The organism is Mesoterricola sp. JemC181, assembly GCF_055384585.1.
In genome coordinates, this window is the sequence record NZ_AP045076.1 from 2,533,870 (window position 1) to 2,548,074 (window position 14,205).

Genomic DNA, 14,205 nt, shown 5'->3' on the forward strand with positions numbered 1-14,205 from the left:
GGGCTTGCTCCGGGCAGTTCGGGCTCCCCGGACGGACTACGCCCTGGGGGTGCCTGCCATTATGCCCATTTCCTGCCGCCTTGCGTATCTCCAGGCGTTGAGAATGATGCAGCCCGCGTAGAAGGCGGTGAACAGGTGCAGGGCGCGCTGGGGCGTGCCCGCGTCCACCTGGATCTTGAAAATGGCAGGAACCAGGAAGCTGCCGTAGGCCGCCACCGCCGAGATCCACCCCACCGTGGGGGCCGCCATGCCCGGGGCCGTGACCTGGGGCGCCATCTGGAAGACGGCCCCGTTGCCCAGTCCCGTGGCCACGAAGAGGAGGAGGAACAGCCCCAGGAAGGGGGGGAAGAAGGCCTCGGGCGCCGGCGCCCCCTGGGCCCGCACGACGAAGTGCGCCACGCCCAGGGCGCCGACGCCCATGAGCGCGAAGGAGAGCTGGGCCACGTGGCTGCCCTTCCATTTGTCGGCGAGCCAGCCCCCCACGGGCCGGAAGAGGCTGCCCACCAGGGGGCCCAGCCAGGCGTAGGCCATGGCGCGGGGCGCGTGGGTGTTCACCATGCCGCCCGGAAGGCGCCCGAAGACCACGTTGATGAGCAGGGGCAGGGCGCCGCTGAACCCGATGAAGCTGCCGAACGTGCCCAGGTAGAGGACCGTGAGCCCCCAGGTGTCGGGCTTGCGGAACATCAGGAACTGGGAGGCGAGCCGTTCGCTGACGCGCCCGGGGATGAGCTTGAGCAGCCCCAGGGAGGCCAGGATGGTCCCCAGCAGCACGCCCACCTGGGCCGCCAGGCCCAGCCTGAACGATAGCAGCAGCGCCACGCCCGCGGCCGAGACCGCCAGCCCCAGCGCGTGGAGGCCCAGGATCTTGAGGACCGCGGGCCCGAGGGGCTCGGCGTCCTGTCCCGGCAGGTTGTCCATGAACACCCACGCCAGCACGGAGAGCAGGGCCAGCACGGGCACCCACACCAGGGCGCCGTTGGCCAGGTAGAGGGGCGCCTTGCCGCCCAGGGACCCGAAGAGCCCCACGCCGATGACCGCGGGGATCGCCATCTGCATGACGCTGACCCCCAGGTTCCCCAGCCCGCCGTTGAGCCCCAGGGCCGTTCCCGCCAGGCGCTTGGGGAAGAATCCCGGGATGTTGGCCATGCTGGAGGCGAAGTTCCCCCCGCCGATGCCCGAGAGGGTGGCCAGGACGGCGAAGGTCGAGAAGGGCGTGTGGGTGTCCCGCAGCGCCAGCCCGGCTCCCAGGGCCGGAACGATCAGGAGGGCCGTGGTGATGGCGACGGTGTTCCGGCCCCCCGCCAGCGGCACCAGGAACGCGCTGGGAATGCGCAGCGTGGCCCCCGCCAGCCCCGCGATGCTGATGAGCGTGAAGAGCTGCGCGGGCGGGAACGGGAACCCCGCGTCCCGCATGCGCACCGCGAGGATGGACCAGAACATCCACACGGAGAAGGCCACGAGGAGGGCCGGGATGGAGACCGCGAGGTTCCGCCAGGCGACGGCCTTCTGCCCGGACTCCCAGGCGGCGGGGTCCTCGGGGTTCCACGAGGTGATCTTGGGCATGAAGACTCCTTGAATGAATTCCTTTTTTCCCCTCGCCGAGGAGGCCGGGAAAAGATCAATTCCTGTTGTCCAGGTCTTTCGCCTTGAAGGCCAACACGAGCGCCACGGCGGTCAACAGGAGGGACACGATGAAGGCCCCGGCCAGCATCCCCCGCTGGCCGTCCAGGACGGCGCCCAGGACGGTCTCGAAAAGATAGGTCTGGATCAGCACGATCAGCAGCACCACGGCCAGCGCGGCGCCCGTGAAGACGGAGCGGTTCATGCGGGGCTCCCTTCTCCGGGCTTGGGCAGGTCCCCCACGACCCAGATGTCGCCGTCGCGCAGTTCCACGTGCAGGCGGGACAGAGGTCGGGTCGGAGGGCCCGCGGTGGGGAAGCCCTGTACAACCTCGAAGCGGCCGTTGTGGCAGGGGCACTCCAGGCCCTTGCCGTCCCAGCGCACGGCGCAGCCCAGGTGGGTGCAGGTCTGGCGGTAGGCGCGCCACTGGTCCCCGGGGGTGCGCACGAGGATGCAGCGGTCCTGGGGGTCGCGGTAGGTGAACAGGTAGCTGTTGCCGGGGGCCACGTCGTCGGCGCGGCAGAGGCGGAGCTCCCGGGGGGCGTCGGCGGGGGCGGCGGGGGCGCCGTCCAAAGGCTTCTTCCGGAGGCCCAGGTAGCCGATGCCGCCGGTGAAGCCGGCGCTCACCAGGGCCAGGAACCGCGCGAACTCCCGCCGGGAGAGCCGTCCCTCCTCGGCCAGATCCACGGGGAAAAGCGATTTCCAGCCGGCCATCAGAGGTCTCCTTCGATGAGGATCGAGGCATCCAGGTTCAGGGGGATCTCCGGGTCGGGCACCATGATCGCGTTGCGGGTGCGGATCGTCAGGGCGCCGATCCGGAACTCCCGCAGGGGCTTCGAGCCGCGCAGGGCGGCCACCTCGTGCTTCGGCACGAAGAGCAGGGCCTGGCTGGGACACACGGTGGCGCACATGGGTTTCAGGCCGACGGAGCTCCGGTCGTAGCACAGGTCGCACTTGAGCATCTGCTCCAGGCCGGGCAGCACGATGGGCACGCCGAAGGGGCAGCTCAGCTCGCAGTTCTGGCACGCGACGCACCGGGGCTTCTGGCTGGCGTGCACCACGCCGTCCTCGGTGCGCTTGATGGCGTCGGCGGGGCAGCTCATGGCGCAGATGGGGTCCTCGCAGTGCATGCACACGGTGGGCCCGGTCTGGGTGGAGGCCAGGCGGTCCAGCTCGTCCAGGTGGATCATGGAGACGCCGCGGTGGGTGCCGCACTCCGCGCAGGCCGCCACGCAGGACCGGCAGCCGATGCAGCGCTGGGGGTCGATGAAGAAGCCGAACTCCTCGCTGACCATCACGCCCCCTTTCCGGCGGCCATGAGCTCCAGGAGCTCGGGCGGGAAGCGGTCCGGCGTGGTGCGCGCGAGGCGGCAGGCGCTCACCTTGAATTCGGGGATCCGGCTCACGGGGTCCAGGTTCCGGGCCGTGAGGCGGTTGGCGCCCAGGTTCCCGGGCCAGTGGTAGGGGATGAAGACGGTGTCCGGACGGATGGTGGTGACGAGCTTGGCGGGCAGCACCAGTTCGCCCCGGCGGGTGGCGACCGAGACCGCGTCGCCTTCGGCGATGCCGAGATTCCTTGCAAGGCGGGGGTGGATCTCCACGTAGGGGTGGGGGCACTGTTCCACCAGGAACCCGATGCGCCGGGTCTGGGTGCCCGAGAGGTAGTGGAAGATCACCCGGCCCGTGGTGAGCCACACGGGGTACTCCGCGTCCACCACCTCCATGGGGGGCCGCCAGGGCGTGGGGATGAACTTCGCGCGGCCGTCGGGGTGGAAGAACCTCCCCCCTTCGAACAGGCGCGGGGTGCCGGGGTGGTCCTCGGTGGGGCAGGGCCAGAAGACGCCCATCTGCTTCTCGATCTTTTCGTAGGTGATGCCGCCGTAGTCCGCGGTGCCGCCCGAGGAGGCCCTGCGCAGCTCCTGGAAGATCGCCTCGGGGGACGTGAAGTGGTCGAAGAACTTCCCCTTCCCCAGGCGGCGGGCCAGTTCCACCATGATCTCCCAGTCCGTGCGGGCGTCCCCGGGGGGCTCCACGGCCTTGCGGATGCGGATGACGCGGCCCTCGGCGCTGGTGGAGGTGCCGTCGTCCTCCTCGTGGAGGGCCGACGGGAAGACGATGTCGGCGTGCTGGGCGGTCTCGGACAGGAAGAAGTCCAGGGACACGAAGAACTCCAGCTTCTCCAGGGCCTCCCGGGTGAAGGTGGAGTCCGGCAGGCTGACCACGGGGTTGAAGCACAGGCAGAGGAGGCCCTTGATGCCGCCCTCGTGGATCTCGTTCATGATCTCCTGGGCGCTGAGGCCCTTGCGGGGGAGCTCCTCGTCCGTGCAGCCCCACACGCCGCAGATGTGGGCGCGGTGCCCGGGGTTCTCGATGTCCCTATTGCCGGGGAGCTGGTCGCACTTGTGGCCGTGCTCGCGGCCGCCCTGGCCGTTGCCCTGGCCCGTGATCGTGGCGTAGCCGCACCCGGGCCGGCCGATGCGCCCCGTGGCCAGGACGATGTTGATGCAGGAGTTGACGTTCTCCACGCCCTTGGACTGGTGCTCGATGCCGCGGGCGTGGAGGAGGAAGCTGGTGGCGGCCTCGCCCCACATGCGCGCGGCCTTCTCGATGGCGGCCGCGGGCAGGCCGGTGACGGCGCTGGTCCACTCGGGGGTGCAGTCCCTCGCCGCCTCCAGGGCCGCCTCGAAGCCGCTGGTGTGGTCCCGCACGAAGTCGCGGTCCACGAGGTTCCATTTGTCCAGGAGGTGGAGGATGCCGTTGGTCAGCGCCGAGTCGGTGCCGGGCCTGAGGGGCAGGGCCAGGTCGGCGGTGCGGGCCAGGGGCGTGATGCGGGGGTCCACCACGATGAGCCTGGCCCCGCGGTCCCGGGCCCGCCAGATGTAGTCGGTGGTGATGGGCGCGCACTCGGCCACGTTGGCCCCGGAGACCCAGATCACGTCGGCCAGGGGGATGTCCTCCCAGGAGTTGGCCGCCCGGTCCACGCCGAAGGCCTTCTTGTTGCCGGCGCCGGCGCTCACCATGCACAGGCGGCCGTTGTAGTCGAGGTTCCGGGTGCCCAGGCCCAGGCGCGCGAACTTGCCGGCGAGGTAGCTCTTCTCGTTGGTGAGGCTCACGCCGCTGAGCATGGCGAAGGCGTCCTTGCCGTACGTCTCCTGGATGCGCGTGATCTCCGCCACGGTGCGCTCCATGGCCTCGTCCCAGCCCATGGGCACGAAGCCCGAATCCGTGCGCTTCATGGCGTGCAGGAGCCGGTCGGGGTGGGCCCCCTGCAGGTAGCGCTTGACGCCCTTGGGGCAGAGCTTGCCCTTGTTGAAGGGGAACTCCTCCCAGGGGTCGAAGCCCACCACCTTGTTGCCGGCGACCTTGAGCTTGATGCCGCACTGCTGGCCGCAGAAGCAGCAGTGGGTCTCCACGATCCTCTCGGGGCGGAGGTCCGCGTCCCAGCCGCCGGGAGGGGCCGTGTTGAGGTGGGGGCCGAATTCGGCCCGGAGGCGGCTGGCGTCGGTGGGCAGATGGGCCATGGTCAGCTCTCCAGGGGTTCCACGGGCACCGGCGTGTCCGCGAAGGGATCGAAGGCGCCGCCCAGGCGCAGGCTCTGGGCCTTCATCACCAGGCGCCGCCTGCAGCGGGGGCACAGGTCGAGGTGGTGCGCGCCGGCTTCCAGGCCCAGCTCCTTCCAGAGCACGCGCAGGTCCCGGTGCTGGTTGGGGCGGATGAAGGGCGTGGCGCAGGCCCTGCAGGGCAGGAGGCCGAGGGCGTCCCCTTCGGCCTTGTAGAGCTTCACGCCGGCCTGGGCGGGGCGCTGGACGATGTGGAAGAGCTTGCCGAAGGGCAGGCTCAGGAGCATGAGGATGACGGTCATCTCATGCAGGTACGCCAGGGTCCCGAAGTTGCGGCCCTGGAGCCAGGTCTCGGAGGCGGTGAGCAGGAGCCCGGTGACGGAGACGGCGATGAGCAGGAGCAGGGGCAGGATGTCCAGGTCGAAGCGCTGGGTGGCCGTGTCGCCCTCGTCCCGGCTGCGGCGCACGAAGGCCAGGACGCAGCCGGCGATGACCATGACGGCGGCCAGGTCCAGGATGTGGAAGGCGGCGAAGGCGGCGAACCCCCCCAGGGGGAAGCTCCCCGCCGGCAGGCCCAGGACCCAGGCCTGGTAGCGGTCCGCATTGGGCCCGTCGCTGGTGAAGCGCACCCACCCGAAGACCAGGGGGAAGGTGACGGAGAAGGCCAGGAGGCATCCCCAGGCCAGCAGGGCGTGGGCGCCCCAGCGCCTGATGGAGCGCTTGCCGATGAAACGCTGCAGGAACAGCTGGTCCAGCAGGATCAAGGGCAGGCGCAGCAGCACGCGGGGCGTCAGGAGGGTGCGCAGGGTCCAGCGCCAGTACATGCCCGTGGCGGGCCGCTCCAGCCAGGTGAAGTACCGGTAGGCCACGCCGAAGCACGCGAAGAGCGAGGCGATGAGGTAGCCCAGGAGGGCCGGATCCAGCCAGCGGCCTCCGCCGTTGCCCAGGGCGACCAGGCCGGCCAGGGCCACGGTGGCCAGGGTCGCCCGCGCCAGGGGCCGAAGTTCCAACTCCAACAGGGCGAGCATCTCCACCTCGGGTTCCGGGGATCCGGTCGCCCAAGCATGAGGTGGTTCCTAGGGCCGGACCTTGACGCAGATCAAGACGCTCCGCAAATCGGGCAGCCCTGCATGGAAAGGGGCTTCTCCAGCCGGCAGGTGGCCAGGAGCCGCTCGTCCCGGAAGATCTCCCGGGTGGGCCCGTCGGCCATGAGGGTCCCCTCGTGGATCACCAGGGTGCGCGGGCAGAGGTCCATGACCAGGTCCAGGTCGTGGGTGGCGATGACCATGGTGTGGCCGAAGACCTTCAGGAGCTCGGCCAGGTGGCGCCGGCTGCGGGGGTCCAGGCCCGAGGTGGGCTCGTCCATGACGAGGATCTCGGGCTCCATGGCCAGGGCGGTGGCGATGGCCACGCGGCGCTTCTCGCCCGACGACAGACGGTAGGGGGGCTTCTTCGCAAGCGCCAGGGCGTCCACGGTCTCCAGGGCCGCACGCACCCGCGCCTCCACCTCGGCGGGCGCCAGGCCCAGGTTCTGGGGGCCGAAGGCCACGTCCTGGGCCACGGTGGGCATGAAGAGCTGGTCGTCGGGATCGTGGAAGACCATGCCCACGCGCCGGCGCAGCTCCGGGAGATGGGCCGGATCGACGGGGTGGCCTCCCACCTCGAGCGCGCCGCTCGAGGGGAACACCGTGCCGATGAGGTGCTGGAGCAGGGTGGACTTGCCCGCGCCGTTGGCGCCCACCAGGGCCACCGACTCGCCCGGCAGGACCCGGAACGTGACGCCGCGCAGGGCCTCGGTGCCGTCGGGGTAGCGGTAGCGGAGGTCCGCCGCCTCGATGATGGGCCGCGTCATGCCGCGCCTCCGGTGAGCAGGTCGCCGAGGATCCGCGGCAGGTTCCAGAACCTCAGCGCGGCGAAGGACGCGGCGCACAGGACGGTGAACAGGAGGTCGCGCGCCTTCCAGGCCAGGGGCCGGGGTTCCGGGAAGTGGCCGGTGAAGCCCCGGCTGAGCATGGCCATGTGGATGCGCCGGGCCCGGTCCCAGGCCCGCAGCAGGAGGTGCCCGGCCAGGGTGGCGAACTCGCCCGGGGCGAGCTTCCTCCCGAAGGCCCGCAGGGTCCTGGCGCGGTGGATGCGCAATGTCTCCGAGCCCAGGACGAAGGCGTAGCGGTGGAGGAAGGCCACCTGCTGCGCGAAGGCCCGCGGCGCCCCCAGGCGCTCCAGGCCCAGGCATACGCCGTCCATGCTGGTGGTGGCCACCAGCACCAGCGCCGCGCCCACGGTGAGGGCGAAGCGCAGGAGGATCGAGGCGAAGGACACCCAGCCCCCCGACACCGCCACGGGACCCAGGGTGATCAGGGGCGCGCGGTCCAGCACGGGGTTGAGGGCCCCCAGGAGCAGCACGAAGGGCAGGGCCGCCAGCATCCGCCTCCCGATGAAGCCGGCCGGGATGCCGCCCAGGGCCATGAGCGCGGCGGGAAAGAGGGCGAAGGGCACCAGGGCCGCCACCTCGTACCGCCCGAAGGAGGCCACCGTGACGATGAACAGGCCCGTGGCCAAGAGCTTGGCCCGGGGGTCCAGGCGGTGCACGGCACTGTCGCCCTGGGCGAGGTCGTCGAGGGTGCCGAAGTGGAGGAGGGACGCGAGGCCGGTCACGCGGGCTTCCGCAGGGCCTTGAGGCCCAGGGCGGCCAGCGCCACCAGCGCGAGGGTCGCCGCGCCGCCCAGGAGCCCCGCCAGGGACGTCTGGGCCCGGGAGGGCTCCCCCCGTCCCTTGAGGGCGTAGTCGGGCATGGGGGCCGCTTCCCGGGCCCGGGCGGAGGCCCGGTGCAGAGGATCCTGCGCGGCGCGGGGCTCGCCCCCGGCCACCCGGGCCACGGCCCGCTCCAGGCCGTCGGGGTAGCGCGAGGCGGCCCAGGAGAGGCAACCGCCCGTGAACAGGGCCAGGAGGCCCACCAGGGCCGCGGCCTTCCAGCCTCCCCCAGGCTCGCCTTCCACCAGTTCCGGCCGCGCGTGGCGGAGGAACCGCACCACCGCCGCCGTGGCGGCGCCCTCCACCAGGCCGATGACCAGGTGGATGGGCACCAAGGCCGCCAGGAAGGTACGGAAGGGAAGGGACGAGATGCCGGAGAGGCGCGTCTCCAGCGCCACCGCCCCGGCGCCCAGCCCCAGGGCCGCCAGGGCCGCCAGGAAGGTGGCGGCCCCACGGGCCCGACCCGCGAGCGGACGGTAGAGCAGGGGGTAGGCGATGAAGGCCGGGATGAAACCCATGTTGAACAGGTTGCACCCCAGCGCCAGGAGGCCGCCGTCCGCGAAGAAGAGCGCCTGGACCAGGAGCACCGAGGCGAGCGTCAGGAAGGCGGCCTGGGGCCCCAGGAGGATGGCCAGCAGGAGTCCCCCGCCCAGGTGCCCGCTGGAGCCGGTGCCCGGGATGGAGAAGTTGACCATCTGGATGGCGAAGGTGAAGGCGCCCAGCACCCCGGTGAGGGGGACCGAGACGGCCGTCCCCCGGGACGTCCCCTGGCCGCTGCGATAGAGGGCCGTACCCGATACCGCCCAGAACGCCGCGCCCACGAACGGGGAGACGAGGGCATCGGACATGTGCATCGGGACTCCAACCAGGCCGGCGGCGACGCGAACCGGAGTCCTTCATTCTGCCTCAACCGCGGGCGGCCGTGTTGGGTGGTCAGGCCAGGGCCGCGTTCACGATCTTCGCCCGGATGGAGGGGCTCTTGAGGTGGTCCGTGAGGGTGCACTCGAAGGCGAGCCATTCGCCGTTTCTGTGCCGCAGCCGGAAGTTCCGGGAGGTCGCCGACCCGGGGCCCTCGCCCAGCAGGGCAGCCTGGAAGCGGAGGCGGTCGTCGGCGTGGATGATGTCGAGCACCGACAGGCCCAGCACCTCGGCGCGCTTGTGCCCCAGGAGGTTCTCCCCGCCGGGGGAAAGGTAGATGATCCGGCCCTGGGAGTCCAGGACGAGCACCAGTTCGCTGCTGTGGGCGAGGAGCGCCTCGAAGCGCTCCACCACATCCACGAGGCTCTGCCACATGGCCTTGGGCACGGGCCAGTAGAGGTCGGCCTCCGGGTTGGAGGTCTCGGCGCCCGCCCGGAAGTCCCGGACGGGTCCCGCCTGGGGTGCGGCGTCCGGGGCGCCCGTCCACAGGTCCCCGTGGCCGAAGAATTCCGGCAGGGTGGTGTTCATGGCCCTGCAGAGGCAGTCGATGGTGTCGATGCGTGGGGACACATGGCCCAGTTCGATCCGGCTGATGGTGCCCCGGTCGATTCCGCTCCTGCCTGCAAGCTGATCCAGCGTCAGGTTGTATTTTTTCCTGACTTTCCTTAGGTGTGCACCCGTATCGAACATGCGTTCAGCCTACTGGGCCTTCCTGGGTACTAGCCATCGGCAAATAGTATCAAGAGTCGCTTCACCCATAAGGCATGGATGCCTACCCTCGCCGCGCCTGACCACACCAAAGCATAGGTCTTTATCTGTCCGATCTTGGATTATTTCAATATTTTTAAGAGATTTATCAAATTAGATATCCATAGCACTCAGGAGGCTGGAGATAGCCGCCCGGGGGTCGGCAGCCTTGAAAACGGCGTTGCCGGCCACCAGGACATCCGCGCCCGCGGCCACCAGGGCGCCGGCGTTGCCGGGGCCCACGCCCCCGTCCACCTGGATGAAGAAGGACGCGTCGCGTTCCTTCCTGAGCGCATCGAGGCGCCGCACCTTGTCCAGCACCCGGGGGATGAACGACTGCCCCCCGAATCCGGGATTCACGCTCATGAGGAGCACGAAATCGAAGACCCCCACCAGGTCCGTGAGCGTCTCCACGGGCGTGCCGGGGTTGAGGACGATGCCGGCCTTGGCGCCGGCCTCGCGGATGGCGGTGAGGGTGCGATGGGCGTGGGGGTCCGCCTCCTGGTGGATGGAGACCCAGTCCGCGCCGGCCTTCACGAACTCCAGGGCGTACTTCGCGGGTTCCACGATCATCAGGTGGCAGTCCAGGGGCAGCCTCGTCTCCCTGCGCAGCGCGGCCACCACGGGCATGCCCAGCGTGATGTTCGGCACGAAGCGGCCGTCCATGACGTCCACGTGCACGACGCACCGGTCGCCGAGCACCTGGAGGCTCTCCGCCAGCCGGGCGAAATCCGCCGACAGGATGGAAGGGGCGAGGAGGGGGAGGGGTCGCTTCATGGCTTCTCCGTCAGCTCGGTTCCGTTCACCCAGAGGCGGCCGGGTTTCAGCTTGCGCACCTCGGCGGGCGTGAGGGTCATCAGCGGCGCCTGCACCCAGATCAGGTCCGCGGTGGCCCCCGCCTGGATGACGCCCAGGTCGGCGTGCCCCAGGGCGCGGGCGTTGCCGCTGGTGTAGCCCCGCACCGCCTCCGCCCGGGTGAGGCGCTGGGCGGGGAGGAAGCCTCCGGGCGGATCCAGGGCCGCGTCCTGCCGGGTTTCCGCGGAAACGATGCCCACGAAAGGATTGGCGTCGGCCACGGGCGCGTCGCTGCCCAGGGCCAGGAGCGCGCCGCCTTGCAGGAAGGTGCGCCAGGGGAAGGCCTCGTCCACCCGGGCGGGACCCAGGCGTGCGGGGGTCCAGGCGTGGTCGTCGGTGCAGTGGACGGGCTGGATGCTCGCCACCACGCCCAGGGGACCGAAGCGGGCCGCGTCCTCGGCGGTGACGATCTGGGCGTGCTCGATGCGCGGGGGCAGGGCCGGCCGGCGGGGAAGCTTCGCGAAAATGTCCAGGGCCTTGCGGTTGGCGGCGTCGCCGATGGCGTGGATGGCGGGCTGGTAACCGGCGCGCACGGTGGCCTTCACGTCCGCGGCCACCCTCACGGGATCGGTGGTCCAGATGCCCGTGGTGGGCGCGTCGGCGTAGGGCTCCAGGAGCCGGGCGCCGCGGCTGCCCAGGGCCCCGTCGAGGTAGAACTTGACGCCCTGCACCTGCAGGAAGGCGGTCTTGGGGCTCCGCGCCCGGCGCAGTTCCTGGAGCATGAGCTTCATGTCGTGGGAGAGGTACGCGAAGACGCGGATGGGGAGCTTGCCGGCCTTGGCCAGGCGGCGGTAGGCCTCCAGGGTCGCGCGGTCCACGCCCATGTCCGCGACGGAGGTGAAGCCCAGCCTGCGCAGGCGGTCCAGGCCCACGGCCAGCGCGGCCTCCACGGCCGCGGGGGAGGGGGCGGGGCGGACCTTGGCGATCAGGTCCGCGGCGCCGTCCACGAGGATGCCGGTGGGTTCGCCCGCGGCGTCCCGGAGGATGCTGCCGCCCTGGGGATCCGGCGTGGCGCGGGTGATGCCGGCGGCCTTCAGCGCCGCGGAATTGACCCAGAGGGCGTGGCCGTCCACCCGCTCCAGGGCCGCGGGCCGGTCGCCCGTGACGGCGTCCAGGTCCTTCGCGGTGGGGAAGGTCCTGGTGGGCCAAAGGTTCTGGTCCCAGCCCCGGCCCTCGACCCAGCCCTTGCGCTGGGCGGCCCAGGCGCGCACCCGCTCCAGCGCGGCCGCCAGGCTCGGCACGGAGGCGAGGTCCGCCTGCTGATCCATGAGACCCAGCCCCAGCACGTGGGCGTGGCCTTCGATGAAGCCCGGCAGGAGGGTGCCTCCGGGCAGCTCGATCCTGCGGGCCGCGGGGTATTTCTGGAGCACCTCGGCGCTGGGACCGGCGGCCAGGATCCGGCCTCCGCGAAGGGCCACGGCCTGACCGGGGCGGGACGCCCCGTCGCCGGACCACACCTCCGCCCCCAGCAGGACCTGGATGGCGGGAGGAGGGGGGAGGGCGTGGATGGGCATGGCTTCACCTTTCCACCCAGTCTAGAGCACTGTGACCCAAACACGCAGCGTCCTCTGGTACCCTGGGCCAAACCTTGGAGGCCGCATGTACCAGCCCGACTACCTTCGACAGGTGCGCGAGAACCTGGAAGTGAAGGAGGATCCGTCCAAGCTGCGGTCCCCGAAGTTCGAGACCAGCTCCGGCATTCCCCTCAAGAACAGCTACACGCCCGCCGACGTCGAGAACCTGGATCCCCTGAAGGATCTGGGCCGCCCCGGGCGGTACCCCTTCACCCGCCACGTGCAGCCCACCGGCTACCGGGGCCGCCTCTGGACCATGCGCCAGTACGCGGGCTTCGGCACCGCGGAGGAATCCAACAAGCGCTACCGCTACCTCCTGGAGCAGGGCCAGACGGGCCTCTCCGTGGCCTTCGACCTGCCCACGCAGATCGGCATGGACCCGGACCACGAGATGGCCATGGGCGAGGTGGGCAAGGTGGGCGTGAGCATCTGCTCCATCCGCGACATGCGCGTGCTCTTCCAGAACATCCCCCTGGACAAGGTGAGCACCAGCATGACCATCAACGGCCCGGCCTCGGTGCTGCTGGCCCTCTACCTGGCCGTGGCGGAGGAGCAGGGCGCCTCCTGGAGCCAGGTCAGCGGCACCATCCAGAACGACATCCTCAAGGAGTACATGGCCCGGGGCACCTACATCTACCCGCCCCGCCCCAGCATCCGGCTCATCACGAACATCTTCGAGTTCTGCGCTTCGAACGTGCCCAACTGGAACACCATTTCGATTTCCGGGTACCACATCCGCGAGGCGGGCTGCACCGCGGCCCAGGAGATCGCCTTCACCCTGGCCGACGGCATCGCCTACGTGGAGGCCGCGCTGGCCTCGGGCCTGAAGCTCGAGGACTTCGCGCCCCGGCTCAGCTTCTTCTTCAACGCCCACAACCAGTTCTTCGAGGAGATCGCCAAGTTCCGCGCCGCGCGGCGCATGTGGGCGAAGATCATCAAGGAGCGCTTCGGCTCGGACGACCCCAAGAGCCAGATGCTGCGCTTCCACACCCAGACCGCGGGCTCCACCCTCACCGCCCAGCAGCCCGACAACAACATCGTGCGCACCACCGTGCAGGCCATGGCCGCCGTCCTGGGCGGCACGCAGTCCCTGCACACCAACAGCCGCGACGAGGCCCTCGCCCTGCCCACCGAGGTGAGCGCCCGCATCGCGCTGCGCACGCAGCAGATCCTGGCCTACGAATCCCGCATCGCCGACACCGTGGATCCCTTCGCCGGCAGCTACCTCATCGAGAGCCTCACCGACGAGCTGGAAGCCCGTGCCGAGGCCCTCATCAGGAAGGTGGACGAGGCCGGCGGCATGGTCTCGGCCATCGAGAAGGGCATCCCCCAGCGCGAGATCCAGAACGCCGCCTACGAGTTCCAGAAGGGCGTGGAGCGCGGCGAACAGGTGGTGGTGGGCGTGAACAAGTTCACCATCCAGAACGAGGCCAAGCCCGACCTGCTGCGGGTCGACGAGGCCCTCGGCGCCCGGCGCCGCACGCAGGTGGCCCAGTACCGGTCCGAACGGGACAACGGCGCCGTGCGCGGGAAACTGGAAGCCCTCACCGCCGCCTCCAAGGGCACCGGCAACCTCATGCCCCTGATCCTCGACGCCGTGAAGGCCGAGGCGACGGTGGGCGAGGTGTGCGATGCGATGAGGACCGTGTTCGGGGAATACCAGGAACGGCTCGTGCTCTAGAAAAGCCGGTTCCCGGCGGCCCTTCGCGGAGGGCCGCCGGAAATCGAGGCTCTACTTCTTGGCGTTCTTCGGCGTTCCGTCGGGTTCCAGGAACTTGTCCGGATCCGTCATCAGCTGATCGCTGCAGGCCGTGTCGTCCACGATGTATTCACGCCCGCGGAGGGAAATCTTCGTCCCCTGGCCGGGTTCGATGGACTTGCCGCAGACCGGGCAGATCGTGGCGGTGGGGGAGGGTTCCACGACGGCCGTTGCCTCGCCCGGCACGGCCGGGATCGGAGACAGGACGGAAGCCATAAGGAACATAGCTGAAATCAACATTGCGGACCTCCTGGATCGTGCGAAGCATAGCTCCGCTTGGGGTTGGGAAGGTCTCGCCGACCGGCGAGGTCCTAAACTTAGGGTCGCCGGGCCCTCCGTCAACGCCCCATTTGAAAAATTCACATGGATGCGACAGTTGTGCCTTTTTTTTACACTTTGCCCCATGGGCCGACGGGTCTCGC

Annotated in this window: 14 protein-coding genes; 1 reads left to right on the forward strand and 13 read right to left on the reverse strand. The window is 70.2% G+C overall.

Annotation, left to right across the window (positions count from 1 at the left end):
- Positions 1-36: 36 nt before the first annotated feature.
- The 12 genes from ACZ5MC_RS11135 to ACZ5MC_RS11190 all read right to left on the reverse strand — a co-directional run bounded on the left by ACZ5MC_RS11135 (position 37) and on the right by ACZ5MC_RS11190 (position 11,964).
- On the reverse strand, positions 37-1,563 hold the full coding sequence (locus tag ACZ5MC_RS11135) for an MFS transporter (protein ID WP_464517749.1): 1,527 nt from the start codon (positions 1,561-1,563) through the stop codon (positions 37-39).
- 55 nt (positions 1,564-1,618) lie between these two features.
- Positions 1,619-1,825: a DUF6755 family protein gene (locus ACZ5MC_RS11140; protein WP_306600493.1), complete on the reverse strand. Its 207-nt coding sequence runs from the start codon at positions 1,823-1,825 to the stop codon at positions 1,619-1,621.
- Positions 1,822-2,334, reverse strand: coding sequence for a QcrA and Rieske domain-containing protein (locus ACZ5MC_RS11145; RefSeq protein WP_306600494.1), 513 nt, complete (start codon positions 2,332-2,334; stop codon positions 1,822-1,824). The genes ACZ5MC_RS11140 and ACZ5MC_RS11145 overlap by 4 nt, the downstream gene beginning before the upstream one ends.
- On the reverse strand, positions 2,334-2,915 hold the full coding sequence (locus tag ACZ5MC_RS11150; protein ID WP_306600495.1) for a 4Fe-4S dicluster domain-containing protein: 582 nt from the start codon (positions 2,913-2,915) through the stop codon (positions 2,334-2,336). The genes ACZ5MC_RS11145 and ACZ5MC_RS11150 overlap by 1 nt, the downstream gene beginning before the upstream one ends.
- On the reverse strand, positions 2,915-5,140 hold the full coding sequence (locus tag ACZ5MC_RS11155; RefSeq protein ID WP_464517750.1) for a molybdopterin oxidoreductase family protein: 2,226 nt from the start codon (positions 5,138-5,140) through the stop codon (positions 2,915-2,917). Before ACZ5MC_RS11155 ends, ACZ5MC_RS11150 begins: the two co-directional genes overlap by 1 nt.
- 2 nt (positions 5,141-5,142) lie before the next feature.
- A complete protein-coding gene (locus ACZ5MC_RS11160; protein ID WP_464517751.1) occupies positions 5,143-6,207 on the reverse strand; it encodes an MFS transporter in 1,065 nt (354 codons plus the stop codon).
- A gap of 71 nt (positions 6,208-6,278) precedes the next feature.
- Positions 6,279-7,031, reverse strand: a complete 753-nt coding sequence (locus tag ACZ5MC_RS11165; protein WP_306600498.1) for an energy-coupling factor ABC transporter ATP-binding protein — start codon at positions 7,029-7,031, stop codon at positions 6,279-6,281.
- A complete protein-coding gene (cbiQ, locus tag ACZ5MC_RS11170) occupies positions 7,028-7,834 on the reverse strand; it encodes a cobalt ECF transporter T component CbiQ (protein WP_306600499.1) in 807 nt (268 codons plus the stop codon). Before cbiQ ends, ACZ5MC_RS11165 begins: the two co-directional genes overlap by 4 nt.
- Positions 7,831-8,784 carry an energy-coupling factor ABC transporter permease gene (locus ACZ5MC_RS11175; RefSeq protein ID WP_464517752.1) on the reverse strand — a complete coding sequence of 318 codons (954 nt, stop codon included), beginning with the start codon at positions 8,782-8,784 and terminating at the stop codon, positions 7,831-7,833. The genes cbiQ and ACZ5MC_RS11175 overlap by 4 nt, the downstream gene beginning before the upstream one ends.
- Before the next feature lie 79 nt (positions 8,785-8,863).
- Positions 8,864-9,538 carry a PAS domain S-box protein gene (locus ACZ5MC_RS11180; protein ID WP_306600501.1) on the reverse strand — a complete coding sequence of 225 codons (675 nt, stop codon included), beginning with the start codon at positions 9,536-9,538 and terminating at the stop codon, positions 8,864-8,866.
- Between the two features lie 171 nt (positions 9,539-9,709).
- The gene (gene rpe / locus ACZ5MC_RS11185) at positions 9,710-10,372 is read right to left on the reverse strand and encodes a ribulose-phosphate 3-epimerase (RefSeq protein WP_306600502.1); all 663 of its coding nucleotides are present in this window, start codon (positions 10,370-10,372) and stop codon (positions 9,710-9,712) included.
- Entirely contained in the window at positions 10,369-11,964 is a 1,596-nt protein-coding gene (locus ACZ5MC_RS11190) for an amidohydrolase (RefSeq protein ID WP_306600503.1), read from the reverse strand. The genes rpe and ACZ5MC_RS11190 overlap by 4 nt, the downstream gene beginning before the upstream one ends.
- An 85-nt stretch (positions 11,965-12,049) precedes the next feature.
- Here ACZ5MC_RS11190 and ACZ5MC_RS11195 point away from each other — a divergent pair, with 85 nt between their 5' ends.
- Positions 12,050-13,705 (forward strand): acyl-CoA mutase large subunit family protein, encoded by a 1,656-nt coding sequence (locus tag ACZ5MC_RS11195; protein WP_306600504.1) that lies wholly within the window; start codon positions 12,050-12,052, stop codon positions 13,703-13,705.
- Positions 13,706-13,756: 51 nt separating this feature from the next.
- On the opposite strand, the gene ACZ5MC_RS11200 is transcribed toward ACZ5MC_RS11195, so the two are convergent.
- Entirely contained in the window at positions 13,757-14,023 is a 267-nt protein-coding gene (locus tag ACZ5MC_RS11200; RefSeq protein ID WP_306600505.1) for a hypothetical protein, read from the reverse strand.
- Positions 14,024-14,205 lie beyond the last annotated feature (182 nt).